The 23,708-nt window shown below is 62.6% G+C and carries 25 protein-coding genes and 1 tRNA gene; 12 read left to right on the top strand and 14 right to left on the bottom strand.

All coding sequences use genetic code 11. The annotated features are described in order from the left end of the window. Position 1 precedes the first annotated feature (1 nt). Positions 2-313 (bottom strand): hypothetical protein, encoded by a 312-nt coding sequence (locus ACSQ3E_RS14820; RefSeq protein WP_436123269.1) that lies wholly within the window; start codon positions 311-313, stop codon positions 2-4. Between ACSQ3E_RS14820 and ACSQ3E_RS14815 the strand changes: the two genes are divergently transcribed. Beyond that, entirely contained in the window at positions 312-806 is a 495-nt protein-coding gene (locus tag ACSQ3E_RS14815) for a DUF2165 family protein (RefSeq protein ID WP_436123268.1), read from the top strand. The genes ACSQ3E_RS14820 and ACSQ3E_RS14815 overlap by 2 nt on opposite strands. A gap of 288 nt (positions 807-1,094) precedes the next feature. Next, complete coding sequence (locus tag ACSQ3E_RS14810) at positions 1,095-3,242, top strand: sodium-translocating pyrophosphatase (RefSeq protein WP_436123267.1); 2,148 nt, start codon at positions 1,095-1,097, stop codon at positions 3,240-3,242. Positions 3,243-3,402: 160 nt separating this feature from the next. On the opposite strand, the gene ACSQ3E_RS14805 is transcribed toward ACSQ3E_RS14810, so the two are convergent. Next, on the bottom strand, positions 3,403-3,936 hold the full coding sequence (locus ACSQ3E_RS14805; protein ID WP_436123266.1) for an outer membrane protein assembly factor BamE: 534 nt from the start codon (positions 3,934-3,936) through the stop codon (positions 3,403-3,405). 113 nt (positions 3,937-4,049) lie between these two features. On the opposite strand from ACSQ3E_RS14805, the gene ACSQ3E_RS14800 reads away from it, so the two are divergent. The 7 genes from ACSQ3E_RS14800 (at position 4,050) to ACSQ3E_RS14770 (ending at position 8,612) form a co-directional block, all read left to right on the top strand. Further along, positions 4,050-4,592, top strand: coding sequence for a ubiquinol-cytochrome C chaperone family protein (locus tag ACSQ3E_RS14800; protein WP_436123265.1), 543 nt, complete (start codon positions 4,050-4,052; stop codon positions 4,590-4,592). Between the two features lie 13 nt (positions 4,593-4,605). Next, positions 4,606-5,160, top strand: coding sequence for a YceD family protein (locus ACSQ3E_RS14795; RefSeq protein WP_436123264.1), 555 nt, complete (start codon positions 4,606-4,608; stop codon positions 5,158-5,160). Positions 5,161-5,265: 105 nt separating this feature from the next. Continuing rightward, complete coding sequence (gene plsX, locus ACSQ3E_RS14790; protein ID WP_436123263.1) at positions 5,266-6,333, top strand: phosphate acyltransferase PlsX; 1,068 nt, start codon at positions 5,266-5,268, stop codon at positions 6,331-6,333. 11 nt (positions 6,334-6,344) lie between these two features. Further along, the gene (locus ACSQ3E_RS14785) at positions 6,345-7,316 is read left to right on the top strand and encodes a beta-ketoacyl-ACP synthase III (protein WP_436123262.1); all 972 of its coding nucleotides are present in this window, start codon (positions 6,345-6,347) and stop codon (positions 7,314-7,316) included. 128 nt (positions 7,317-7,444) lie between these two features. Beyond that, the gene (locus ACSQ3E_RS14780; RefSeq protein ID WP_055971437.1) at positions 7,445-7,768 is read left to right on the top strand and encodes an integration host factor subunit alpha; all 324 of its coding nucleotides are present in this window, start codon (positions 7,445-7,447) and stop codon (positions 7,766-7,768) included. 117 nt (positions 7,769-7,885) lie between these two features. Beyond that, the gene (locus ACSQ3E_RS14775; protein ID WP_310326753.1) at positions 7,886-8,425 is read left to right on the top strand and encodes a MerR family transcriptional regulator; all 540 of its coding nucleotides are present in this window, start codon (positions 7,886-7,888) and stop codon (positions 8,423-8,425) included. A gap of 110 nt (positions 8,426-8,535) precedes the next feature. Further along, a tRNA-Pro gene (locus tag ACSQ3E_RS14770) sits at positions 8,536-8,612 on the top strand. 178 nt (positions 8,613-8,790) lie between these two features. On the opposite strand, the gene ACSQ3E_RS14765 is transcribed toward ACSQ3E_RS14770, so the two are convergent. From ACSQ3E_RS14765 to ACSQ3E_RS14730, 8 genes are all read right to left on the bottom strand, one after another. Beyond that, complete coding sequence (locus ACSQ3E_RS14765; RefSeq protein WP_436123261.1) at positions 8,791-9,042, bottom strand: DUF1344 domain-containing protein; 252 nt, start codon at positions 9,040-9,042, stop codon at positions 8,791-8,793. A gap of 272 nt (positions 9,043-9,314) precedes the next feature. Beyond that, the gene (locus ACSQ3E_RS14760) at positions 9,315-9,566 is read right to left on the bottom strand and encodes a DUF1344 domain-containing protein (RefSeq protein ID WP_310326758.1); all 252 of its coding nucleotides are present in this window, start codon (positions 9,564-9,566) and stop codon (positions 9,315-9,317) included. 320 nt (positions 9,567-9,886) lie between these two features. Next, positions 9,887-10,123, bottom strand: coding sequence for a DUF1344 domain-containing protein (locus ACSQ3E_RS14755; RefSeq protein ID WP_436123260.1), 237 nt, complete (start codon positions 10,121-10,123; stop codon positions 9,887-9,889). 483 nt (positions 10,124-10,606) lie between these two features. Beyond that, complete coding sequence (locus ACSQ3E_RS14750) at positions 10,607-10,843, bottom strand: DUF1344 domain-containing protein (RefSeq protein WP_067962926.1); 237 nt, start codon at positions 10,841-10,843, stop codon at positions 10,607-10,609. Positions 10,844-11,057: 214 nt separating this feature from the next. After that, the gene (locus tag ACSQ3E_RS14745) at positions 11,058-12,296 is read right to left on the bottom strand and encodes an O-antigen ligase family protein (protein ID WP_436123259.1); all 1,239 of its coding nucleotides are present in this window, start codon (positions 12,294-12,296) and stop codon (positions 11,058-11,060) included. Then, positions 12,293-13,828, bottom strand: coding sequence for an undecaprenyl-phosphate glucose phosphotransferase (locus ACSQ3E_RS14740; RefSeq protein ID WP_436123258.1), 1,536 nt, complete (start codon positions 13,826-13,828; stop codon positions 12,293-12,295). The genes ACSQ3E_RS14745 and ACSQ3E_RS14740 overlap by 4 nt, the downstream gene beginning before the upstream one ends. A 97-nt stretch (positions 13,829-13,925) precedes the next feature. Next, positions 13,926-15,077, bottom strand: coding sequence for a glycosyltransferase family 4 protein (locus tag ACSQ3E_RS14735; RefSeq protein ID WP_436123257.1), 1,152 nt, complete (start codon positions 15,075-15,077; stop codon positions 13,926-13,928). Positions 15,078-15,083: 6 nt separating this feature from the next. After that, a complete protein-coding gene (locus ACSQ3E_RS14730) occupies positions 15,084-15,650 on the bottom strand; it encodes a polysaccharide biosynthesis/export family protein (protein WP_115732448.1) in 567 nt (188 codons plus the stop codon). A gap of 201 nt (positions 15,651-15,851) precedes the next feature. Between ACSQ3E_RS14730 and ACSQ3E_RS14725 the strand changes: the two genes are divergently transcribed. Beyond that, positions 15,852-18,083, top strand: a complete 2,232-nt coding sequence (locus tag ACSQ3E_RS14725; protein ID WP_436123256.1) for a GumC family protein — start codon at positions 15,852-15,854, stop codon at positions 18,081-18,083. 1 nt (position 18,084) lies between these two features. Here ACSQ3E_RS14725 and ACSQ3E_RS14720 read toward each other — a convergent pair whose 3' ends face one another. Then, the gene (locus tag ACSQ3E_RS14720; protein ID WP_436123255.1) at positions 18,085-19,293 is read right to left on the bottom strand and encodes a GNAT family N-acetyltransferase; all 1,209 of its coding nucleotides are present in this window, start codon (positions 19,291-19,293) and stop codon (positions 18,085-18,087) included. A gap of 90 nt (positions 19,294-19,383) precedes the next feature. Between ACSQ3E_RS14720 and ACSQ3E_RS14715 the strand changes: the two genes are divergently transcribed. Beyond that, complete coding sequence (locus ACSQ3E_RS14715) at positions 19,384-20,433, top strand: polysaccharide deacetylase family protein (protein WP_436123254.1); 1,050 nt, start codon at positions 19,384-19,386, stop codon at positions 20,431-20,433. Between the two features lie 3 nt (positions 20,434-20,436). Here the strand turns inward: ACSQ3E_RS14715 and ACSQ3E_RS14710 are convergent, their stop codons facing one another. Then, positions 20,437-20,655, bottom strand: coding sequence for a DUF2842 domain-containing protein (locus ACSQ3E_RS14710; protein WP_436123253.1), 219 nt, complete (start codon positions 20,653-20,655; stop codon positions 20,437-20,439). Between the two features lie 159 nt (positions 20,656-20,814). Here ACSQ3E_RS14710 and ACSQ3E_RS14705 point away from each other — a divergent pair, with 159 nt between their 5' ends. Further along, entirely contained in the window at positions 20,815-21,909 is a 1,095-nt protein-coding gene (locus ACSQ3E_RS14705; protein ID WP_436123252.1) for a COX15/CtaA family protein, read from the top strand. On the opposite strand, the gene ACSQ3E_RS14700 is transcribed toward ACSQ3E_RS14705, so the two are convergent. After that, entirely contained in the window at positions 21,899-22,741 is an 843-nt protein-coding gene (locus ACSQ3E_RS14700; RefSeq protein WP_436123251.1) for an aminoglycoside phosphotransferase family protein, read from the bottom strand. The two genes, ACSQ3E_RS14705 and ACSQ3E_RS14700, sit on opposite strands and share 11 nt — an antisense overlap. A 1-nt stretch (position 22,742) precedes the next feature. Next, entirely contained in the window at positions 22,743-23,681 is a 939-nt protein-coding gene (argC, locus tag ACSQ3E_RS14695) for an N-acetyl-gamma-glutamyl-phosphate reductase (RefSeq protein ID WP_436123250.1), read from the bottom strand. Positions 23,682-23,708: the final 27 nt, after the last annotated feature.

Genomic DNA, 23,708 nt, shown 5'->3' with positions numbered 1-23,708 from the left:
GCTACCGGCCACGGATGGGGTAATCGAGCGTGATTTCGAGTCGGTTGCCCATCGCACCCACGATCCAGCGTCGGCGTAGCACGGCAAAGTCGTGACTGGCCCCGCTTGCAGACACGGTCACGACATCACCCGTTTGGCATTCCGGCGAAAGTGTGAGCGCATTCAGCACGCCGTCCAGCCCGACCTTGCCGGCATAGATCCTGGCCGAACCTGTAAGCGTAACATCGACCTTTTGGCCTGTTGCGCCGCTGCCGAGACTCGGTGATTGATCTGGCTGATGCCCCGGTCTGTCATTTGAAGGAGTTTTTGCCATGGTTTGGCGTCTCTCGAAGATCGTGATGTGTCTTTGTCTTGCAGCTTTCGCCTTTCTCGTGGCGTTCGGCAATATCACCGACTACGGCTCGAATTTCGCCTTCGTCCAGCATGTGCTGAGCATGGACACCACTTTCCCGGGCAACGCGCTGATGTACCGCTCGATCACCAACCCGACACTGTGGACCGTCGGCTACTGGTTGATCATTGTCGGCGAGGGGCTCACTTGCGTGCTGTTCCTGATCGCCGCGCTGAAGCTCTGGCAGGCGCGCAAGGGTTCCGGCAGGCAGTTCGACGATGCCAAGGGCTTCGTCGTCATCGGTGCGACGATGGGTTTTCTGGTCTGGTTCCTCGGCTTCATGGTCGTCGGCGGTGAATGGTTCGCCATGTGGCAGTCAAGCACGTGGAACGGCCAGGAGGCCGCCTTCAAATTCTACATGACCATGTTGGCAGTGTTGATCTTCGTCAATCAGCCGGATCGCGATCTGGCCTGATCCTGCGCATCGGCTCGAAAATCGGAATTGATTTTCGGAAAGCACGATGCGCAAACCTAATGAATTAGAGCGTCCTTTATGCGTCCTTTCGGACGCACGGCGCTCTAAAGCTCGACTGTCTGCAATAACGGGGCGGTGAAAGCCGAGAAACACCTTTTCGATATCTTGACGTGCGCTGCCCTGTTTCGGATTGTTCGCCAGGGGCCGGAAACCAAGTAGAGGCTGCCGGTCTCGTTCACTAGCCCGGGGAGGGGAATTCCGGGCACAATCAGGGAAGAGAAATTGGCAATGACAATGCTTTACGTCGTCATCGCCTGCGGCCTGCTATCTGTCCTTTACGCCATATGGGCGACTCAGTCGGTTCTCGCAGCCGACCAGGGCAATGCGCGCATGCAGGAAATCTCCGCCGCCATCCGAGAAGGTGCGCAGGCATATCTGGCCCGCCAATACACAACAATCGCCATCGTCGGCGTCGTCGTGTTCCTGCTTGCCTGGTGGCTGCTTTCCGCAACCGCGGCGATCGGCTTTTTGATTGGTGCAGTGCTTTCGGGCGCTGCCGGCTTCATCGGCATGCATGTTTCGGTCCGGGCCAATGTGCGCACAGCACAGGCCGCCTCGAACAGCCTCGCCGCTGGCCTCGACATCGCCTTCAAGTCGGGTGCCATCACCGGCATGCTGGTGGCCGGCCTCGCTTTGCTTGGCGTCTCCGTCTACTACCTCGTTCTGACCGGCCCGATGGGGCATGCGCCCGCCGACCGCGTCGTCATCGATTCGCTGGTGGCGCTTGGTTTCGGTGCTTCCCTGATCTCGATTTTCGCCCGTCTCGGCGGAGGTATCTTCACCAAGGGTGCGGATGTCGGCGGCGATCTCGTCGGCAAGGTTGAAGCCGGCATCCCCGAGGATGATCCACGCAACCCCGCCACTATTGCCGATAACGTCGGCGACAATGTCGGCGACTGCGCCGGCATGGCCGCCGACCTGTTCGAAACCTATGCGGTGACCGTCGTTGCCACCATGGTGCTCGGCGCCATCTTCTTCGGCGGAACTGAAGTTCTCTCCAACGTGATGCTCTATCCGCTCGCCATCTGCGGCGCCTGCATCATCACCTCGATTGTCGGTACCTTCTTCGTCAAGCTCGGCTCGAACGGCTCGATCATGGGCGCGCTCTACAAGGGCCTGATCGTGACTGGCCTCCTCTCCATCATCGGCCTGGGTGCTGCGACCTCTCTGACCGTCGGCTGGGGTGAAATCGGCACCGGGGGTGGTGTCGTGATCACCGGCCAGAACCTGTTCATCTGCGGCCTGATCGGCCTCGTGGTGACAGGCCTCATCGTCGTCATCACCGAGTACTACACCGGCACCAACAAGCGCCCGGTCAATTCGATCGCCCAGGCGTCGGTCACCGGTCACGGCACCAACGTGATCCAGGGCCTCGCCGTGTCGCTCGAATCGACGGCGCTGCCGGCCATAGTCATCGTTGGTGGCATCATCGCCACCTTCCAGCTTGCCGGCCTCTTCGGCACGGCAATCGCCGTCACCACCATGCTCGGCCTTGCCGGTATGATCGTGGCGCTCGATGCCTTCGGTCCGGTCACCGACAATGCCGGCGGCATTGCCGAAATGGCTGGCCTGCCCAAGGAAGTGCGTCATTCGACCGACGCGCTCGACGCCGTTGGTAACACCACCAAGGCTGTGACCAAGGGCTACGCCATCGGCTCGGCCGGTCTCGGCGCGCTGGTGCTGTTTGCCGCCTACAGCTACGATCTGCAGTACTTTGCCGCCAACAGCGCGCAGTTCCCGTACTTCGCCGACATCGGCACGGTATCGTTTGACCTGTCCAACCCTTACGTCGTCGCCGGCCTGATCTTCGGCGGCCTCATCCCCTACCTGTTCGGCGGCATCGCCATGACCGCCGTCGGCCGTGCCGCGGGTTCGATCGTCGAGGAGGTGCGCAAGCAGTTCCGCGAGGATCCGGGCATCATGAAGGGTACGTCGAAGCCCAACTATGCCCGCGCCGTCGACATCCTGACCAAGGCGGCGATCAAGGAGATGATCATCCCGTCGCTGCTGCCGGTGCTGGCGCCGCTCGTCGTCTATTTCGGCGTGCTGCTGATCTCTGGCTCCAAGGCCTCGGCCTTCGCGGCGCTCGGTGCCTCGCTGCTCGGCGTCATCGTCAATGGCCTCTTCGTCGCCATCTCGATGACCTCGGGCGGTGGTGCCTGGGACAACGCCAAGAAGTCGTTCGAGGACGGCTTCACCGACAAGGATGGTGTCAAGCACATGAAGGGCTCCGAGGCTCACAAGGCGTCGGTGACAGGTGATACCGTTGGCGATCCCTACAAGGACACTGCCGGTCCGGCCGTGAACCCGGCGATCAAGATCACCAACATCGTGGCACTTCTGCTGCTCGCCGTACTCGCGCATAGCGGCGGCTGATCCTGCCGGCATCCTCGATTCTTTGAGGCAAAGCTAAACGCCCCGTCCGCAGTAATTGCGGGCGGGGTTTTTTCATGGACCGCAATTTGACCAAAGAAAAACCCGCGGAATTGCTTCCGCGGGTCCTGTTGCCTGAGATTCTTGAATCCCAGTCGGCGGATCAGCCGCCGCCGAAGATGCTGCTGGCAGCACTCGAACCCATCTTGCCCGCGCCCGAAAGCAGCTGGCCGAGGAAGTTCTGGTCCTTGCCGCCGGTCGGCGTCGTGCGCGAGATGAAGTCGAACACCTTGCCTTCCTGCATGCCGTAATTGGCGATGTTGGAGACGCGGCCGTCGGCGCCGAAATAAACTGCGAGCACGCGCTGTTCGATCAGCTTCGGCTTGGCGAAGGCGACTGCGCGCCTACGCGTCTGGGAGATGTAGTAGAACACCTCATTGTCGAAGGTCGCCGTCGTCGACGGCGTGCCGAGAGCGAGCAGCACCTGCTCGCGGCTCGAGCCCACCGGCACGGAGTCGATCGACTGTTGGTCGATGACATAGCCCTGGGTCAGCGTCTCGCTGGGGGTCAGGTCACCGAACGTCTTCGAGGTGTTGCATGCCGACAGCGCGGCAGCGGCCACGATCAGCGACACGGCGCCGGCCGGACGCAACGAAAATGGCATCTTGAATTTCAGCGAGTGCAACAACAACTCCATCCTGTCGTGCCAGAGCCCCTGCTTGCGCGAAGCCGCAAAACCGGTAAACCAGCTTGCGCGCCGATGCAACAAGGCCACTAAGCGAAACGGGTCCCCGGGAGACCGCCCTCAAAATGTTCCAGCGTCTGTTTGGCCGTGAACGCCAAGCCAATCGCGCCATCACCGAGGCGCTCTATACACGAATCGTGGCGGCCGCGCGGCAGGAACCATTTTATTCCGCATGGAATGTTCCCGACACGCCGCTTGGTCGTTTCGAGATGCTTTCGCTGCACATGTTCCTGTTCCAGCATCGTTTGCGCGGCGAACCGGGCGCGCCAGCCGACATAGCCCAGCGTCTGATCGACGAATTCTTCCTCGACGTCGACCATTCGCTGCGTGAACTCGGCATCAGCGACGTCGGCGTGCCCAAGCGCATGAAGAAGCTGGCGAAGATGTTCTACGGCCGCACCGAATCCTACAAGAACGTGCTTGAAGGCGACGATCATCCGGCACTCGCGGCGGCACTTTTGCGCAATGTCCGCCCCGAAGTGAAGGAGTGGCCGGAAGCCGTCGCACTTGCCGAATATGTCTTTGCGGCGAATCGCGCCCTTGCCGAGCAGCCGTCGGAAGACATATGTGCCGGCAAATTGTCATATCCGGCGCCGCTGGCAGCCTGAAGGAGGCCACCCCATGATGCCTGACGAGACCCAGAGCCCGGTTTCCTTCAAGGTCAATGTCGCCAGACTGCCGCAGAAGGGCATGTCAACCGTTGTCGATGCCGATGCCGCCCAGCGTGCCGCGCTGGCCGAGGCGCATGGGCTGACGTCGGTCGAGCGCTACAAGGCGGACCTGCTTGTCACCAAGTGGAAGCGTAATGGCATCAAGGTTCGTGGCCGGGTCCAGGCAGCGATCACCCAGGCATGCGTCGTCACGCTCGACCCCGTTGAATCGGTGATCGACGAGGATGTCGAGGGCGTCTTCCTGCCCGAGGATTCCAAGCTTGCCAGGCAGGGCTTCAATGCGGCCGGCGAGATCCTGCTCGATGCGGAGGGCCCCGACGCGCCCGAAACCTTCACCGGCGACACTATCGATGTCGGGGCGCTGGCCGAGGAGTTCTTTGGCCTCGCCATCGATCCTTATCCGCGCAAGACCGGCGTTGCTGTCGCCAGCACCGATGACGATGATGTCGAGCCGGTCGAGAGCGAATTCCAGAAAAAGCTCCGCCTAATATCCAAGAAGCTTTGAAAACGCCCGCCGTTTCGCGTAATCCCGGTTGTGCGGTTATCCAAAACCGTTACTTTCGCCGGACTTTTGCGTGCCCAGCTACGCCAACAGTGAGATGACCGACGCGTGATCAAGATTTCCATTGATGCCATGGGTGGCGATCACGGCCCTTCCGTGATCATTCCTGCCCTGGCCAAGGTCGCCATCAGGCGCACCGATATTCGCTTCATCATCTATGGCCGCGAAGAGGTGGTCCGTCCCGAGCTTGCCAAGCATCCCAAGCTTGCTGCCGTCAGCGAGTTCGTGCATTGCGAGGTCGCCGTGCGCATGGACGACAAGCCAAGCCAGGCGTTGCGCCAGGGCCGCTGGAAGTCGTCGATGTGGAAGGCGATTGAAGCGGTCAAGTCGGGCACGTCTGACGCCTGCGTTTCCGCCGGCAACACCGGCGCGCTGATGGCGATGTCGAAGTTCTGCCTGCGCACCATGGCAACGATCGATCGACCTGCCATTGCGGCCCTGTGGCCGACGACACGCGGCGAGAGCATCGTGCTCGACGTCGGCGCCACCATCGGCGCGGACGCGCACCAGCTCACCGATTTCGCCATCCTGGGCACCGGCATGGCCCGGGCTCTGTTCGGCATCGATCGACCGACTGTCGGTCTGCTCAATGTCGGCGTCGAGGAGATCAAGGGCCAGGAAGAGGTCAAGGAAGCCGGGCGCATGCTGCGCGAGGCCAACATGGCTTCGATGAACTACCAGGGTTTTGTCGAAGGCGACGATATCGGCAAGGGCACGACTGACGTGGTCGTCACCGAGGGCTTCTCCGGCAACATCGCGCTCAAGACCGCCGAAGGCACGGCGCGCCAGATCGCCGGCTATCTGCGCGAAGCGATGAGCCGTACGCTGATGGCCAAGATCGGCTACATCTTCGCCAAGGGCGCTTTCGACCGCCTGCGCGAGAAGATGGACGTGCGCCGCGCCAATGGCGGCGTCTTCCTCGGCCTCAACGGCATCGTGGTGAAAAGCCATGGCGGCGCTGACGCCGACGGCTTCGCCGCTGCCATCGAAATGGCCTATGATATGGTCCGGAACCGGCTGCTCGACCGCATCGAAGCCGACCTCGACCTGTTTCACGCACGCAACCCGCATGCTGCAATGGGCCGTCCTGCGGCCGCGGTCGAAGATCAGGAATAGGATTTTTCAACGTGATCAGATCAGTTGTGCGCGGCATTGGTTCGGCGCTGCCCCGCCGCATCATGAAGAACGCCGATTTCGAAGGCATGGTCGAAACCTCGGACGAGTGGATCGCCCAGCGCACGGGCATCCGCCAACGCCACATTGCTGCCGACGACGAGACGACGGCCTCGCTCGGCGAGGCTGCCGCCCGCGCGGCGCTCGACAATGCCGGCCTGACGCCTGACGACATCGACCTGATCGTGCTCGCCACCTCGACGCCGAACAACACCTTTCCCGCCACCGCCGTCGAGATCCAGAATCGGCTCGGCATGCGCCACGGCTTCGCCTTCGACATGCAGGCCGTGTGCAGCGGCTTTGTCTACGCCGTCACCACCGCCGACCTCTACATCAAGGGCGGTCTTGCCAAGCGCGTTCTGGTGATCGGTTCCGAGACCTTCTCGCGCATTCTCGACTGGACCGACCGCTCAACCTGCGTGCTGTTCGGCGATGGCGCCGGCGCGCTGGTGCTGGAAGCCCAGGAGGGCGAGGGTGTCATTACCGACCGCGGCGTACTCGCTGCCAGCCTGCGCTCCGACGGAACGCACAAGGACAAGCTCTATGTCGACGGCGGCCCGTCGACGACCGGCACCGTCGGCCATCTCAAGATGGAGGGCCGCGAGGTCTTCAAGCATGCCGTCGGCATGATCACCGACGTGATCGAGGACGTTTTCGCCCAGACCGGCGTTTCCGCCGACACGCTGGATTGGTTCGTTCCGCACCAGGCCAACAAGCGCATCATCGACGCTTCGGCCAAGAAGCTGGGCATTGCGGAGGAAAAGGCAGTGGTTACCGTGCACCTGCATGGCAACACTTCGGCCGCCTCGGTGCCGCTGGCGCTGTCGGCCGCCGTCGCCGACGGACGCATCAAGAAGGGCGACCTTGTGATGCTCGAGGCGATGGGCGGCGGTTTCACCTGGGGCGCCGTGCTCGTGAGGTGGTGATCGCGCGGGCTTCGGCCCCCGTGCAACGTCTTGAAAAGGTCATTGGATCGGTCCTTGACCTTGACGGATCAATTACTTAACCTCCGGCGCGTTGCTGGATTTCAGATATTGAGGATGGGGCCCGTCGCATGGGGGGAAAGACACTGACACGTGCCGACCTCGCTGAATCCGTCTATCGGAAAGTCGGCCTTTCGCGCACGGAATCGGCGCAACTGGTCGAAACCGTTCTCGACGAAATCTGCGAAGCAATCGTGCGCGGCGAGACGGTCAAATTGTCGTCTTTCGCCACGTTCCACGTGCGTGACAAGAACGAGCGTGTTGGCCGCAATCCCAAGACCGGCGAAGAAGTGCCGATCCTGCCGCGCCGAGTGATGACCTTCAAGGCATCCAACGTGCTGAAGAGCCGCATCCTGCGTGCTCACCAGAACGGCAAGTCCAAGGCCGCCAAGTAGGCTGCCAGCTCCCGACAATCCGGTTGATAGCCTGGTGCGTGATTCGCGCCGGGCTTGAATGTTGTTGCCCAAAGCGCTGAAATGGATCACGAATCGTTTTTTGCGAAAGTGGCGACCATGGACAAGAGCCCCGACGCCTTCCGCACCATCAGTGAAGTGGCCGAAGACCTTGATTTGCCGCAGCACGTGCTGCGCTTCTGGGAAACCCGTTTTACCCAGATCAAGCCGATGAAGCGTGGCGGCGGCCGGCGATACTACAGGCCGCAGGATGTCGAACTGATCAAGGGCATCCGTCACATGCTCTACGAGCAGGGCTACACCATCAAGGGCGTGCAGAAGCTGCTCCGCGACAATGGCAACCAGTTCCTCGTCGCCATTGGCAGCGGCGACATGAAGGCCGTTGAGGCGATTGCCCAGCGCAAGCAGGCCGAAGCGCCCCTGACGCCGGCAGCGCAGCCGCGCGGGCCTGACGAAGAGATGCTGGTGGGCGAGGCGCGCGCCAAGCCAAGCCGCCGCTTCTTCGGGCTCGGCAAGGGCGACGACGAGGGGCCGGTGGCCGCTGATTCCAGCAAGCTGTCGCGCGACAACCGCGCCTTGCTGCAGGAGGCGCTGTTCGATCTCCTCGAATGCAAGCGCCTGCTCGACCAGGTTCGCTGACGCCCGCCAGGCTAACCAAAATATTCTGCTCGCGAATGAAGAAGTTTGGCGGGAGAGCCGCCGAATTGGGTTGACCGAAGCGGTCATATCAAGATACATCGCGACCGGTCCGGAGTGTAGCGCAGCCCGGTAGCGCACTTGACTGGGGGTCAAGGGGTCGTCGGTTCGAATCCGGCCACTCCGACCATTTTTCCCTTCCCCTAAATATCACCTGAGTTTGAACGGTTCACCGGCCGCCGTCAGGCGGTGGGCCGTGTTGCGCTGGTTCTCGGTTTCAATGCTTCTGTGAAATGAAGAACGCCACGGGCGCTGGGTGGCGTCCATGGCGTTGTCTGTGGGCAGGGGCGTGATAACGGCGCTGGATGCTAACTGGCCGAACCCACCATCACCGCTTCGATCTTGGCGCCGTTGTCATGCTGGTCGATGGCCACCCGCTTGCCGGGAGCCAGTTGCGGCGGGATCGCGACGTCGCGCGGGATGGTGAAGCTCTCGCCATTGGTGAGGGTGATGACGCGGACCGCTGGATTGAACTTGGCAACGGTGCCATCAACCTCGGTGGCAAGGGCTGCGCCCGACATGAGCGTGAGGGCGGATGCGGCAAGGATGAGCTTTCTCATTGTACTTCTCCTATTGCTCTATGGCCAAGGATTGGATCCGGGAGGGAGACGCCAATTGCTTGGTGCAGAGAAGAAACGGCCTGCCGCTGGTTTGGTTCGGTAAACAACTAACACGAATAGCTCACGCGCTTTTGCTGAAGTCACGGTGTCGCACTGTCTTGAATTGCCGGCCGCCCGGTCGTCTTCAGGTCGAGGTTGGGAGCGGCCGGCCGGGTGCGCAAAAGCCATGGGCGCGAGGCGCCCATGGCTTCATGGTCTGCGCCGTGGCGGCGCTACATCATATCAGGGCCGGCCAACACGTTGCGGATCTGGTCGCCTTCGTCGTTGAAGAGGATCGAGATCTTTTCGCCAACCTTGACCGACGGCAGGGCGACATCGCGCGGAATGGTGTAGCTGTCGCCGCCCTGAAGCGTGATGACGCGGGTGTCGGCGTTGAAGCGGGTGACGACGCCGCTGGCGTCGGAGGCGAGGGCTGAGCCGGAGAAAAATGCGAAGGCGGCGGCTGCCAAGATGAGCTTGTTCATGATCGTTCTCCTGATGGGGTTGCGCGAGGTGCTGCGTTTGCTGCGGGACACCTTGCTGACACCATCAACTACGATCCGACGTCAGCGCTTGTTGCGTGCCGACAGGTAAACTCGAGACACGTTTCGATCACGCGAACTTGCCGCGCGGTATTGAAACTCTGGTGGCGGACTGCCGTTCGCGTGGGGCGCTTTCACAGCAACGGATTGGGCGTCGGGCAGGCGCGGAACGTAAGAAAAAGCCATGGGTGGGAGGACCCATGGCTTTTTGCTGAGGTGAGGCCAGCTTGTGGGGCAAGTCAGGCCATCAACGTTGTCCCGCCTTAGCGGAGAACGGCATTGACCTTGTCGCCTTCGCCGTTGAGCTGGATCGATACCTTTTCGCCAGCCTGGATCGCCGGGATGGCGACGTCGCGCGGGACGGTGTAGCTCTGGCCACTCTCGAGCGTAATGACGCGCGCGCCTTCGTTGTACGTAGCAACAACGCCGCTAGCGGACGAAGCAAATGCAGCACCAGACATCATGGCGAAAGCCGAAGCGGCGAGGATGATCTTCTTCATTGTTTTAGTCCTTTCAATGTTCTGTAGCGGATCGACGATTTGTTGTTTTGTCTTTTCGCTTACAACGGACAGATAGGCACCTATCTTTCCGATTTCCATAGGTTGGTCGGTCACTCTGAGTCACAAAGCAGTCACGCCGAGTTGAGCCGGCAAACAGGTGCCGGGCCGTTCACAAATCGGCGCGATTGTGCGCAACGGCCCGGGCTCGATGATGAGTCTTCCCGCTGCCGCCGAGTCGGATGGCCATCACGGTCCAGACGTGGATGTGGAGGGTGGGGGCAAAGACTTGCCGGATGGGAGGCATACGTTCGGGTGAAAGCCATCAAGGGCAGCGAGGTGTGCCGCGACGACGGTTCAACGGCCCGCGTGCAGGGCACGTTGCGTGACCGTGCACGCCGTACCGGAAAAACAAAAAAAGCCACGGGTGGGAGGGCCCGTGGCTTTTCTGAGGTATAGGCAGTCTAGGGATAGGCAAGCTTCCGCTTAGCGGAGGACGCCCTGGACCTTGTCGCCTTCGTCGTTGAGCTGGATCGATACCTTCTCGCCGGTCTGGATCGACGGGATAGCAACGTCACGCGGAACCGAGTAGCTCTGACCGCTTTCGAGCGTAATGACGCGAACGGCCGGGTCGAACTTGGCAACAACACCTTCGGCGGACGAAGCAAATGCTGCACCAGACATCAGAGCGATTGCCGAAGCTGCGAGGATGATCTTCTTCATGGGGGTAGTCCTTTCTTTTTTCGGTAGCGAGGTGGCTATTTTTGTTTTGCCGTCTCGCTGACCACTGTGAGATAGGCGCCTACCTTTCCGATTGCCATAGGCGGATCGGTCACTCTGATTCACAAAGCGGTCACGCTGAGTTGAGCCGGCAAACCGGTGCCGGACCGTTCACAAAACGAGAATCTTGTGTGCAACGGCAACAGTCGCCGGCGAGTCAGAAGGCGGGTGAGCCCAGGGTGCGCTGGTGGCGGGCTTCGAGCGCGATCGAGCCCCAGATCAGGCCGAGCAGCAGGTAGAAGTGGCGCCAATGGTCGGTGTCGATGACCGTGCCAAGCGCGATGTGGCCAAGGAAGACGACGTAGGCCGACAGCAGGTAGGGCTGCCAGGGCCGGTTGCGCAGCAGGATGCGGAACCCGGCGGCGACGGTCCAGACGATCAGCATGAAGTAGCTGGCAAAGCCGAGCCAGCCATAGTCCATCAGCGTCTTGAGCCAGATGTTATGTGTGTCCTCGCCATAGATCTGGCCGAACACCAGCGCTCCGATGCCGAATGGCTTCTCGGTCGCCAGGAGGAAGCCGATTGCGTAGCGGGCGAAGCGGCCGAGGCGCGCGCCGTCATAATCCTGGACGAGCTGGGCGCGCGTGGTGAACAGTTCGGCGATGCTGGGGATCTGCAGCACGATCAGCAGCGCGACGGTCAGCAGTGCAATCGCCGCGATGCTCATCACCACGATCCGCAGGCGGAACTTGCCGCTATCGCTTTGCAGGAACAGGAAGCCGGTGAGCAGGATGGCCGAGGCGCCGAACAAGCCCCAGGCGCCGCGCGAGAACGACAGGAAGATGCCGCCGGTGACGATGAGCAGTGGCACTGCGTAGATCGCCATCTTGAGCGGATTGCCTGTCAGCACGCGGTAGAGCAGGTAGATGCCGGGCAAGGTGAGGAAGGGCCCGAAAACGTTCGGGTCCTGGAAGGCGCCGGCGGCGCGGCCGTATTTGGTGAACATCTCCGCCCCGGGCACGGCACCGAAATAGCCCAGCATGCCAAGCACCGAAGTGACCACGGCTGACGCCACCCAGGACAGGAAGATCACCCTGAACAACCTCGGGTCGGCTTCGGTGACCGCGGCGAAGAAGATCGCAGTCAAGCCGAGGAACAGCGACACCGCGAGATAAAGCGGGGTGTTCATCAGGTCCGCCATCTGCGTCATCGCAATCATGCCGCCGATGTTGAAGGTTATGATCAACACGAGCAGCGGGGTGATGGCGCGCGAAATGCGCAGGCCGAACAGCGACCAGACCGCGATCAGCCCGGCCATGTAGAGCTCGTAAGGTGCCGGCTCGCGGATGACAAAGCCCGACAGCAATACGCCCAGCGCAATGGCGCCGGTGGAGACGAGCCCGATCAGCTTGGCGTTGATCGCGGCTCGCGGCAGATCATAGCTGATCGCGCTCAATAGGCGTTTTCCGTGTCGAGCAGGCGGATCGGCGTCAGGAAGAGGATCTTGATGTCGAACCAGAGCGACCAGTTCTCGATGTAATAGAGGTCGAACTCGGTGCGCTTGCGGATCTTCTCGTCAGTGTCCATCTCGCCGCGCCAACCGTTGATCTGGGCCCAGCCGGTGACGCCGGGCTTCACCTTGTGGCGGGCGAAGTAGCCGTCGACCACTTCATTGTAGAGCAGGTTGTGCGACTGCGCGGCGATGGCGTGCGGGCGCGGGCCGACCAGGGACAGGCTGCCGAAGAGCGAGTTGAAGAACTGCGGCAGCTCGTCGATCGAGGTCTTGCGGATGATGCGGCCGACACGGGTGACGCGCGGGTCGTTCTTGGTCACGGTCTTTTTCGCCGAGGGATCGGACAGCTCGGTGAACATCGAGCGGAACTTGTAGACCTCGATGACCTCGTTGTTGAAGCCGTGGCGCTTCTGCTTGAACAGCACCGGGCCCTTGCTGTCGAGCTTGATGGCGATCGCCGTTGCCAGCATGACAGGCGAAAAGACGACGATGCCGAACAGGCTGAAGATGATGTCGAAGGCGCGCTTGGCGACCGAATCCCAGTCGTTGATCGGCTTGTCGAAGATGTCGAGCATCGGCACGGCGCCGATGTAGGAATAGGAGCGTGGCCGGAACTGCAACTGGTTGGAATGCGCCGACAGCCGGATATCGACGGGCAGCACCCACAGCTTCTTGAGCAACTGCAGCACCCTGGTTTCAGCCGTCAGCGGCAGCGACACGATCAGCATGTCGATGCGTGCGATGCGCGCGAATTCCAGCAACTCGGAGACTGTACCGAGCTTGGGATAGCCGGCGACGATCGGGGGCGAGCGCCTGTCGTCGCGGTCGTCGAAGATGCCGCAGATGCGGATGTCGTTGTAGGGCTGCTGCTCGATCGACCGGATCAGCACCTCTGCGGCCTTGCCGCCGCCGACGATGACCGCACGGCGTTCCATGCGCCCGTTGCGGGCCCAAAGCCGGATGAAGCGCGCCATGATCAGGCGCTGGCAAACCAGCAGCGCCAGCCCGATGACGAACCAGCCACCGAACAGCAGGCGGGAAAACTCGGCCGACACCTTCATGAAGAAGGCGGTGACCGCCATCAGGGCGAAGGTGGTGGCCCAGCAAAGCGCCATGCGCCCCAGCGAGACGCCCGGCCGCATCAGTGACTGCAGCTGATAGCAGTCCATGATTTCGAAAAAGATGATCGCAGCCACCGAAGCGGCCAGGATGACGAGCGGATATTGCCAGCTGAGATGGCCGAGAAAACCGACGTGGTAGGCGTAGATCACCAGACCAGTGACAAAAAGCATGCCGAATTCGGTCAGGCGCAGGATGCCGCTGAGCATGACAGGGGACATGGTGTCGCGACGGTACTGCGCTGCCACCTCTTGCGCGACATTGCTCAGCTTGGCCTTGTCGGATGGCTTGCCGTCGCCGTCAGCCGCCTTGACGGCTTCCGGGGTGAAGCGGCGCTTTGGGTCGAAGTTGTTCATCGTCGTCGATCTGTTGGCCGGTCGCCCGTTTGCCAGATTGACATATCAAAGATGAGCTAAGAAACCCTTGAACAACAAAATTGTCTTGTAGCGTACTTCAGGCACGGTTTTTCGGAAGCGCGGAGAAGTAGGCTTTTTCGACTTCCCGGGCCATCACGTCTACGCCGAAGCGTGCTTTCAGCTCGGCGAGGTCGGGCATCGCGGCTGCATAGGCCGCAGGCGACTGGAATGCCTCGATCATCTTCAGGCTGATTTCGCCTGCGTCGGGATTTACCAGCGCCGGGGACTCGGCCCCAAGGATTTCCGGAATGCCACCAACTGATGTGGCCACGATCGGCTTGCCGGCGGCGAGTGTCTCGAGAACGATGTAAGGCATGGCCTCGGCGCGTGACGGCACGACGACGAAGCGGGCAAGGGCAAATGCCTGGCGTGCCGGCATCGGCGCCAGGAATCGGATATTGCCGTTAAGTTCGAGCCTAGCGACCTGTGCGTGGTAGCGCGGCAGGTGCTCGCCGTCGCCGACCATCACCGCGGTGACGTCGCGGTCGAGCTTTTGCCGCGCAGCGTTGACGGCGTCGATGAACATGTCGGGACCCTTCAGGTCGCGCATCATGCCGATATAGAGAAAGTCGGCGGCATCAGGCTGTGCTGCCACCGGCTCGAATTCCGCGTCGCGCAGGCCGTTGTAGACCAGGCTGTTGGGCACGCGCGGCCTGCCGACCTTGCGGATGAACGTGCCGCGCTCATACTCCGAGACGAAAAGCAGGTGGTCGGTGAAGCGCTCCATCAGGCGTTCCAGCCCGAAGAACAGCTTCCCGGTCATCGTCCTTTCGTCATAGTGCAGAGAGCCGCCATGCGGCGAATAGAGGCGGGCCACGCAATACCTTGAAACCCGCAACAGTGAGCCGAACGCACGGGCATAGGCACCACCTTTGGCGCCGTGCCCATGCAGCACGTCCGGCCGCAATTCCTTGATGATCTTGTATGTGCGCCAGCCGTCGGCGATGTCGCCGGGCCCGATATGACGCTGCATTGACGTGCGCCGGATGCCAAGCGCCAGCATCGGCTGGATCGCCTCGAACAGGCGCTCCTCATGCTCGCCGCCGGTGGTCGAATCGCAAATGATACCGACCTGGTGCCCTGCGGCCACCTGGGCTTCGGTCAGATCGCGTACATGCCTGAAGATGCCGCCTACCGGCGACCTGAAGCAATGGACGATCCTGAGCTGGCGGGGCGGGGTCTGCTGCACGGCGGCTTAGAACAGCCGCTCGCGGACATAGATCGTGTCGCCGGGCAGCAACGGGTCGGTGGTCAGCACGCGGCCGGTCATCACCTTGCCGTTGATGTCGCGGGTGATGTCGACATTGCCCTGGTTGGCGCGGGCGCTGTAGCCGCCGGCCATGGCCACGGCCTTCTGCACGGTCAGGCCGGGGACATAGGAGTATTGCCCGGCAGCTCCCACTTCGCCCATGACAAAGATCGGCCGGTAGCGATCGACCTCGACCGAAACGTCGGGGTCGCGCAGGTATCCCTGGCGCAACTTGGCGGCCAGTGCCTTCTCCACTTCCTGGGCGGTGAAGCCGCGTGCCGGCACGCCGCCGACGAGCGGGAAGGAGATGTAGCCAGATTGGTCGACGCTATAGGTGTTGGTCAGGCCTTCCTGTTCGAAGACGGTGACGCGGATGCGGTCGCCGGCGCCGAGGCGGTAGGGCTGGTCGAGCACTTCATGAAAGGCGGCCGGCGCGGGGCGATAGCTCGAGCAACCGCTGACAACCAACATGGCTGCGAGAAGCGCATGGCAAATGGGAAGGGAGCTTTTCATTTCTGCAGACACACCTTCGACGGCTTGCCGCCACGCAGCGGAATATTGGTTCGCGCCAGTTATCGACTTGTTAGGGTTAATGCCCGGTAAAGGGCGCGCTCATCTTGCATGGCCTGGGTTGTATATGAGGCCGCGCTGTTAACGCATGGGTTACCATGTTTGTTTACCGTGCAGTCTGCTCAGTCTCGGAGTAGGAACTGCATGTCTGGCGTCCAATCCACTGCCGGTGATGTCGATGTCGATCTGCGTCAGCTCTTCGCCAGTCTTGCGAGGAACTGGCTGCGCCTGGTGCTGTTTTCGGTTGCCGTCACCGCTCTTGCCTTCGTTCTGACCTCGCTGGCGACGCCGAAATACCGCGCCGAGACCCGGCTTTTGATCGAAACGCGCGAGTCCGTCTTCACGCGGCCCGACGGCAGCGGCGAAAACGAGCGGCCGATCCTCGACGAGGAGGGGGTGACGAGCCAGGTAGAGGTCGTCGGTTCGACCGACATCCTCAAGCAGGTTGCCAAGAAGCTCGATCTCGCCAGCCTGCCGGAGTTCGACGCCGCTTCGGAAATGTCGACGATTTCGCGCCTGCTGGTCATCGCTGGGCTCAAGAGCGATCCCAACGAACTGCCGCCCGAAGAGCGTGTGCTCAAGGCGTTCCGCGAACAGCTGACCGTCTACCGCGTTGAAAAATCGCGTGTCATCGTCATCCAGTTCTCTTCGGCCGATCCGAAGCTTGCCGCAGCGGTGCCCAATGCCATCGCCGAGGCCTATCTCGATTTCCAGCGCGGCTCCAAGCTTGAGTCGAGCACCGAGGCGACCGACTGGCTGAAGCCCGAGATTGCCGACCTCAACAAGCGCGTCAGGGATGCCGAGTCCAAGGTTGCCAGCTTCCGCTCGCAGTCCGACTTGCTCGTCGGGCAGAACAATTCGGCGCTCGCCACCCAGCAGCTGTCCGAGCTCTCCAGCGAGTTGTCGCGTGTTCGTGCCAGCCGTTCGGCCGCCGAGGCTACGGCCCAGAGCGTACGCCAGGCATTGAGGAGCGGCGGCTCGATCGATGCCATCCCTGAGGTGCTGTCGTCCGGCCTCATCCAGCGCCTGCGCGAGCGTCAGATCCAGCTGCGGACCGACATCGCCGATCTTTCGACGACGTTGCTGCCCAACCATCCACGCATCAAGGCACTCAACTCGCAGCTCGCCGACCTCGACGCGCAAATCCGGTCGGAGGCCGAAAAGGTTCTTGTCGGACTGGTCAATGAGGCCAATGGCGCCGACCTTCGCGAAAAGCAGCTTGTCGCCGACCTCAACAGGTTGAAGGTGGAATCCGGGCGCGTCTCGGAAGAAGAGGTCGAACTGCGCGCCCTCGAGCGCGAGGCAGCCGCCCAGCGGGCGCTGCTCGAATCCTATCTTACCCGTTACCGCGAAGCTGCCTCGCGCCAGGACCGCAACTATTTGCCGGTTGACGCACGCGTGTTTTCGACCGCCATCGTTCCGTCCGAAGCCTATTTCCCCAAGGTTGTCCCGATAGTTGGCGCAGCCTTTGTCGGGTCTCTGCTCCTGATGGCTATCTTCACCTTGCTGCAGGAACTGTTCTCCGGCCGCGCCATGCGACCCGCAGCCGGCGCCCGCGTCGCCCCTGTCACGCAGGTGGCGATGCCGGTGCGCCGCGCCGCCAGCCTGCCGGAAGAAGACGCAGCCCAGGCCTGGGTCGAAGACGAAGAGCCGGCTGTCGCCGTGCAGCTCGACACCGCAGACGCCGATGGCGAGCCACAGACACTGGTCGATGCGCAGTGCGACCATGATACACAGTCCGATTCTGACGTGGCCCAGGAGACTGTCGCTGCACCGGCCCATGGCGGTATCAGCATCGAGACGGCGGCGGAGAAGCTCATCGCGGGCGGTGCGGCGCGTGCCATCTTCGTTTCGCCGGAAGGCGACGATGCTGCGGCGACCGCAGTGCTGGTTGCGCGCGAGGTTGCCGATTCCGGTCTGCGCGTGTTGCTGCTCGACCTCACGGCCTCAGGTGCCGCGGCTGGGCCGATGCTCGACGGTGGCCGATATCCCGGCATCACAAACCTTCTGGCCTCCGAAGCCCAGTTCACCGACGTCATCCGTGCCGACCACTATTCGGATTGCGATGTCATGCCGGTTGGCACGGCCGATCCGGCACGCGCCATGCGTGCCGCCGACCGCCTGCCGATCATCATGGAATCGCTGACGACCGCCTATGATCTCGTCGTGGTCGAATGCGGTCCGGCCGACGCCGGCGAAATCACGCGCCTTGTCGGCGACGGCACCGAGGTGCTGGTAAGCTTCCTGCACCATGACGACGAGATTGCCTATGTGGCCGACGGCCTGCGCGCTGGTGGCTACGAGGACGTCATCCTGGTGACTCCGGTCGGCCATGACTTGCCGACGACGCCGGAGCCAACCCGGTCGGCTGCCTGACTTAATCTTCTTCGGTTGGTGCCGCGGCCGGCTTGCCGCGCATACCTGAGCGCAATCTCTTGATCAGCGCCCACAGCCTGTCGTTGTTCTTGACGGTGGCCTTGGCGCGCGACAGCGACCTCAGGCCAAGCGCATAGATGCGGCCTTTGGCCGTCAGCGGCACCAGCACATCGGCATGCAGGATCTCGAGGTCGCACCATTGGCGCTTGTAAGGCTCGTCGCCGACGCTGAAATCGTAGACACCGAATCCCTGGCCGCAGGCTTCCGATATGTTGTCGAAGAACAGGTATTCGCCGGGGCTGGCATAGGCCAGTTCGTCATCGGCAATCGCGCCGAACTCGCAGACCAGGCGATTTCCCGCGCGGCTCGATCCGGTGACCGCTCGATACTTGCCGCCGACCTCTAGCCCGTGCAGCACGAAGGACGGATTTTCCCGTGCGAGGGCTCCTACGAACAGCTTGCGAAAGAAGCTCCGCACGTTGGTGTCGGCAAACACGTCGGTGATGCCCATGGCACCGAACCGCTGCTCCTTCATGGCGTAGAACGCGTCGAGCATGGCGTTGGCCTCGGCAGTCGTCGTCGCCATCGTGCGCCGCGCGCCGCCAAGGGCGTCGTATTTTCGCTCCTGGCTGCGATGCCGCTTACGCTTCTTCTTGCCGCTGGTTCGCGTCAGCACGCGCTCGAAGCCGCCGTCGAGATCGACGGCAAGGGCCACATTCGGGCTCGGCGTCGACCGCAGCTTGAGCAGTGGATTGGGCAGGCCCTTGAGATCGCGGATCAGGCGGTCGAAGGCGACCAGATCGATGTCCGGCCGGGCCTTGCCGATCGAATGGATCAGAACGCCGATATCATCGGCCTTGGCCGCCGCCAGCCAGTTCTTGTCTGTGGCCGGAAAGTTGCCGTTGGCATGCTTGCCGCCCAGGAACCTGGCGATACGGAACGGTCCTTCGCGGACGACTTCAAGTGCAATCGACATCACCGGGCGCCCGTTGGCGCTCAAGGTGGCCAGGAGGGCGTCGGGCTTGCTGGCATCGATCCAGGCAGCAACCCATTCCGGGCTCTGTGCCGGCGCATGGGTGTTGGTGAACTTGCCGTAGGCGCTCAACGCATCGCTCGAAGCCGCCAGCGCAACTGCCGTCGTCGCGATGCCGGTGGTGGCAGCGTGACGGAGCAAGGTATTGTTTTCGCTGGGGGCAGTAGCGTCAACCATACTTCAATCCTTGCCGGTTATTGATCGGCACAAAGGGAGCATTCCTCGGTATGCTCGACGCCACCAAGCCTAGGCGCCAAAGGTGAAGGAATGATCGACATAGCCAGAAAGCTGGCTTTCCTGCTGATCGGATATGGTGGGCTTGGCGCGCTGGCCAAGCCGTTGGTGGGTGGCGTCGGCGTTATCCTGATGCTGCACCGGGTGACTGCCTGTCTTGACCGGCCCGACGGCCCAAATCGTCACCTGACGATTACGCCAGGGTTCCTCGATGTGCTCATCAGCGAGATGAAGCGGCTCGGCTACGCCTTCGTCTCGATGGATGAAGTCGTCGCTCGCCTGCGTTCAGGCCGCAGTGCAGGGCCGTTCGCCGCGCTCACCGCCGACGATGCCTACCGCGACAATCTGATCGAGGCGCTGCCGGTTCTCGAAAGCCATGGCGCACCCATGACCATCTATGTTGCGCCGGGGCTCACCTCGGGCGCCGCCGACCTGTGGTGGGAGGTTCTCGATGCGATCGTCGAGGCTGGCAAACCGCTGACGGTTACGATCACGGGCAAGCAGCGCACGCTCGATTGCGTCACGCCCGCGGACCGCAACAGCGCATTCCTTGAACTGTCGGAGTGGCTGACTTCCGAAGTGTCGGAAGAAGAGCAGCGGCAGGTGCTGCGCAGCCTTGCCGAACAGGCCAGCGTCGACGCCTCGGCTCCGAACCGGAAACTGTTGATGGACTGGACCGAGATCAGGCGGGCCGCGAGCCATCCGCTGGTCACGATCGGGGCCCATACCGTGCATCACTGCAATCTCAAGCGACTCGAAGCCGGCAAGGCGCTGCGCGAGATGCACCGCTCACGCAGCCTGATCGAGGCCGAGTTGGGCGCCGCACCGCTGCACTTCGCCTATCCTTACGGCTATGCCGCAGCGGCAGGAATGCGCGAGACCCATCTGGCGCGCGAGGCGGGCTTCGTGTCGGCTGTCACGACACGGCACGGTGTCCTGGTGCCAGGCCATTCCGCGCACTTGCACGCGCTGCCGCGGCTTTCGGTCAACGGCCGCTATCAGGACCTCGCATCGATGCGCGCCATGCTGTCTGGCGCGACGACCTTGATCACCAATGGCGGTCGCAGGCTCGTGACTGTGTAGGCTTTAGCGGCTGGCGGTCTTGGATGGCTTGACCATCCATTTGATGATCCACATCGCCGGCAGGATCCAGAGAAGGCCGCTGAGGAAGAAGAACAGCAGGTGGGTGACCGGGCCTGATTGCGACAGCTGGGCAACCGCCACCATGGTTGCAATCAGCGCGTAGACGATGACCAGCAGCACCAGCAGCACGGTTCCGATCAGCTTCTTGACGCGCACGGGCATTTCTTCATCCTTTGTCCAGGCTTCGCATAGTCGCTCTGGCCAGCCGGTGCAACCGGGTAGGGTGGTCGGCGCGACTGCGTGTCGCGTGGGCCGAACTTGCCAGCGGGGCCATCATGGTCCACCAGTCCCGCGGTTTCGAATGAGCCGGGAACGAATGCCATGTCAGCCATGACCAACACCGCCGCACCGCTTGCCGAGCGCAACAGGGAGCTGCGCAACCGCACGCTCGTTCGCGGCTGGCTTTATCTAGTGCTGCTGGTCCTGTTCGCGCTGGTCATGGTCGGAGGCGCCACGCGCATGACCGGCTCCGGGCTCTCCATCACCGAATGGAAGCCGATCCACGGCGTCATTCCGCCGCTCAACCAGGCCGAATGGCAGGAAGAGTTCGAAAAGTACCAGCAGATTCCGCAATACGAACAGATCAACAAGGGCATGACCGTTGACGAGTTCAAGGGCATTTTCTGGTGGGAATGGGCTCACCGCCTGCTTGCCCGCGGCGTCGGCTTCCTCGTCGCCATCCCGCTCGCCTTCTTCTGGATCTCGGGTCGCCTCGAGCGGCGCCTGAAGCCGCGCCTCGTCGGCCTGCTGGCGCTGGGCGGCTTCCAGGGCTTTATCGGCTGGTGGATGGTCGCCTCAGGGCTGTCGGAGCGTGTGTCGGTCAGCCAGTACCGGCTGGCGATCCATCTCACCTTTGCCTGCATCATCGTCACCGCTGTCACCTACCTCGCGCGCGGCCTTGCGACCTATTCCGAGGCGCCGGCGGACCGCCGCATCCAGCGCTTCGCGGGCATCATGGTGCTGCTGGTGATGTTCCAGATCTATCTCGGCGCGCTGGTTGCGGGCCTGCATGCCGGCCTCAGCTACAACACTTGGCCGCTGATGGACGGCGCCATCATCCCGGGCGACCTGCTGGTCATCGAACCGGTCTGGCGCAATTTCTTCGAAAGCCCCAAGACTGTGCAGTTCGTCCACCGCATGTTTGCCTACACGGTGCTGGTCGTGGCGCTCTGGCACGCCTTTTTGACCATGACGCAGGTGCCGCGCACGACCCATTCGCGCCGCGCCTGGGTGCTGGCCCTGCTGATCGTTGGGCAGGCGGCGATCGGCGTCGGTACCTTGCTTATGCAGGCGCATATGCACTGGGCGCTGCTGCATCAGGGCTTTGCGCTGATCGTGCTGATCTTCGCCACGGCCCATTGGCGCGCGACCAAGGGGGCCTATCCCCTCGAAAACGACGTCGCCATCAGAAGCTAGCGCGCACCGCCCTGACAGCCGCGACGACGGACAGCTCGCTCGCCTCGTCCTCGTCGTTCTCGTCCTCGGCATGCCAGGACGACGATAGGCAGCCCCAGGCGATGGCGTGATCCAGGATGGCATCAGGGCGTTGGCCCAGCGTTTTGGCGAAAACCTCGGCCATGTAAGCGATGCGCTGCGGATCGATACAGAGGTCGTCGTGCCGGTCGAGCGGGTTGTAAAAGAAGTTCGCCGCGTCGAAACCGGGATCGCCAAGGATGCCCTTGGGATCGATGACGAGCCAGCCGCGTTCGCCGCGCAGGATGTTGTCGTGGTGCAGGTCACCGTGCAACACGCGCAGCTCGTGCGGATTGGACAGCAACCGATCTGCGATGACCGCGGCGTCCCGGTAGGGGCTTTCCAGCCCGGCATCGCGATCCAGCTCGGCCTTCTTGAACAGGCTGGAGAAGCGCTCCCGCAGCGGCTGCAGATCGGCGGGAGGCGGGATGTCGGACGGCGAGAACAGCCGCGCCATCACCTCGTTGGCGATGTCGGTGGCGTGGCGGTCGCCATGTTCGTTCAGTTCATCGACAAGCAGCCGGTCGCCGGCATATTCGAGCAGCATGTTGTGCCCCTCGAAGCCGAGCAGGCGCACGGCTCCAATGCCGTCGCGCCAGCTGAGATAATGCGCGCCGCGCAGCTCGTCAGCGACGTCGTCGAACGGCTTCAGCGCCTTGACCACCGCCGGCTTGCCGTCGGCCAACCGCACCTTCCAGATGCGGCTGGAAAACGTTTCGGCAATGAGCTGGGGATCGCTGACTTCCCAGCGATCTGAAAAGACAGCCTGATCCATCCTAGTGCTTGAGCCCGAGCATCAGGTCCATGTTCTGGACGGCAGCACCCGAGGCACCCTTGCCGAGATTGTCGAGCAGCGCCACGAGGTTGACCTGACCCTGGCCTTCGGTGCCGAAGACATAGAGCTTCATGCCGTCCGTGTCGGCGAGCTCGGTCGGGTCAAGCCGGTCGAGCTTGGCACTGACCGCCAGCGGCACGACTTCGACGATGTCCTGTCCTGCATAATGCGCGGCAAGCGTGGCGTGGATGCTGCCGATCGACGCCGAGCCATTGAGGTCGGCGAGATGCAGCGGAACCTGGACGATCATGCCCTGGGCAAAACGGCCGACCGAAGGCGCGAAGATCGGGCGCCGCTCGAGCAGGCCATGCTGCTTCATCTCGGCGACGTGCTTGTGCATCAGCGGCAGGCCATAAAGGAAGTGCGGCGACGCGATGTGGTCGGGACGCGAGGCGTCTTCCATCTGGCCGATCATCTGCTTGCCGCCACCCGTGTAGCCAGAAACGGCGTTGACGCTGACCGGATAGTCGGCGGGCAGGGTGCCGGCCGCAACAAGCGGGCGGATCAACGAGATCGCACCGGTCGGATAGCAGCCGGGGTTGGCGACCAGCCGCGCATCGGCGATGCGCTTGCGCTGGGCTGCGTCCATCTCGGCAAAGCCGTAGGCCCAGTCAGGGTGGACGCGATGCGCCGTCGACGTGTCGATGATGCGGGTCGAGTTGTTGCCCTCGAGGATGTGCACTGCTTCCCTGGAGGCATCGTCGGGCAGGCAGAGGATGGCGACATCCGCCTCATGCAGGCGCTCGGCCCTGAGGTCGACGTTGCGGCGTTCGGCTTCCGGGATCGACAGCACGGCGAGGTCGGCGCGGGCAGCGAGTCGCGTGCGGATCTGGAGGCCCGTGGTGCCGTGTTCGCCGTCGATGAAGATTTTCGGTTTCATTGTTCTGCCGTCCGTCGAAAAATTCGT

It is taken from the genome of Aminobacter sp. LjRoot7 (assembly GCF_964252895.1).
GTDB classification, from domain to species: domain Bacteria; phylum Pseudomonadota; class Alphaproteobacteria; order Rhizobiales; family Rhizobiaceae; genus Aminobacter; species Aminobacter aminovorans_B.
The sequence above is the reverse complement of the archived record's forward strand: the minus strand, read 5'-3'. Positions and strand labels throughout refer to the sequence as shown.

Coding starts and splice junctions, on each gene's coding strand:
- ACSQ3E_RS14815 (WP_436123268.1), top strand. CDS start 312: ATGGTTTGGCGTCTCTCGAAGATCGTGATGTGTCTTTGTCTTGCAGCT.
- ACSQ3E_RS14820 (WP_436123269.1), bottom strand. CDS start 313: ATGGCAAAAACTCCTTCAAATGACAGACCGGGGCATCAGCCAGATCAA.
- ACSQ3E_RS14810 (WP_436123267.1), top strand. CDS start 1,095: ATGACAATGCTTTACGTCGTCATCGCCTGCGGCCTGCTATCTGTCCTT.
- ACSQ3E_RS14805 (WP_436123266.1), bottom strand. CDS start 3,936: ATGGAGTTGTTGTTGCACTCGCTGAAATTCAAGATGCCATTTTCGTTG.
- ACSQ3E_RS14800 (WP_436123265.1), top strand. CDS start 4,050: ATGTTCCAGCGTCTGTTTGGCCGTGAACGCCAAGCCAATCGCGCCATC.
- ACSQ3E_RS14795 (WP_436123264.1), top strand. CDS start 4,606: ATGATGCCTGACGAGACCCAGAGCCCGGTTTCCTTCAAGGTCAATGTC.
- ACSQ3E_RS14780 (WP_055971437.1), top strand. CDS start 7,445: ATGGGGGGAAAGACACTGACACGTGCCGACCTCGCTGAATCCGTCTAT.
- ACSQ3E_RS14775 (WP_310326753.1), top strand. CDS start 7,886: ATGGACAAGAGCCCCGACGCCTTCCGCACCATCAGTGAAGTGGCCGAA.
- ACSQ3E_RS14765 (WP_436123261.1), bottom strand. CDS start 9,042: ATGAGAAAGCTCATCCTTGCCGCATCCGCCCTCACGCTCATGTCGGGC.
- ACSQ3E_RS14760 (WP_310326758.1), bottom strand. CDS start 9,566: ATGAACAAGCTCATCTTGGCAGCCGCCGCCTTCGCATTTTTCTCCGGC.
- ACSQ3E_RS14755 (WP_436123260.1), bottom strand. CDS start 10,123: ATGAAGAAGATCATCCTCGCCGCTTCGGCTTTCGCCATGATGTCTGGT.
- ACSQ3E_RS14750 (WP_067962926.1), bottom strand. CDS start 10,843: ATGAAGAAGATCATCCTCGCAGCTTCGGCAATCGCTCTGATGTCTGGT.
- ACSQ3E_RS14740 (WP_436123258.1), bottom strand. CDS start 13,828: ATGAACAACTTCGACCCAAAGCGCCGCTTCACCCCGGAAGCCGTCAAG.
- ACSQ3E_RS14730 (WP_115732448.1), bottom strand. CDS start 15,650: ATGAAAAGCTCCCTTCCCATTTGCCATGCGCTTCTCGCAGCCATGTTG.
- ACSQ3E_RS14725 (WP_436123256.1), top strand. CDS start 15,852: ATGTCTGGCGTCCAATCCACTGCCGGTGATGTCGATGTCGATCTGCGT.
- ACSQ3E_RS14720 (WP_436123255.1), bottom strand. CDS start 19,293: ATGGTTGACGCTACTGCCCCCAGCGAAAACAATACCTTGCTCCGTCAC.
- ACSQ3E_RS14715 (WP_436123254.1), top strand. CDS start 19,384: ATGATCGACATAGCCAGAAAGCTGGCTTTCCTGCTGATCGGATATGGT.
- ACSQ3E_RS14710 (WP_436123253.1), bottom strand. CDS start 20,655: ATGCCCGTGCGCGTCAAGAAGCTGATCGGAACCGTGCTGCTGGTGCTG.
- ACSQ3E_RS14705 (WP_436123252.1), top strand. CDS start 20,815: ATGTCAGCCATGACCAACACCGCCGCACCGCTTGCCGAGCGCAACAGG.
- ACSQ3E_RS14700 (WP_436123251.1), bottom strand. CDS start 22,741: ATGGATCAGGCTGTCTTTTCAGATCGCTGGGAAGTCAGCGATCCCCAG.
- argC (WP_436123250.1), bottom strand. CDS start 23,681: ATGAAACCGAAAATCTTCATCGACGGCGAACACGGCACCACGGGCCTC.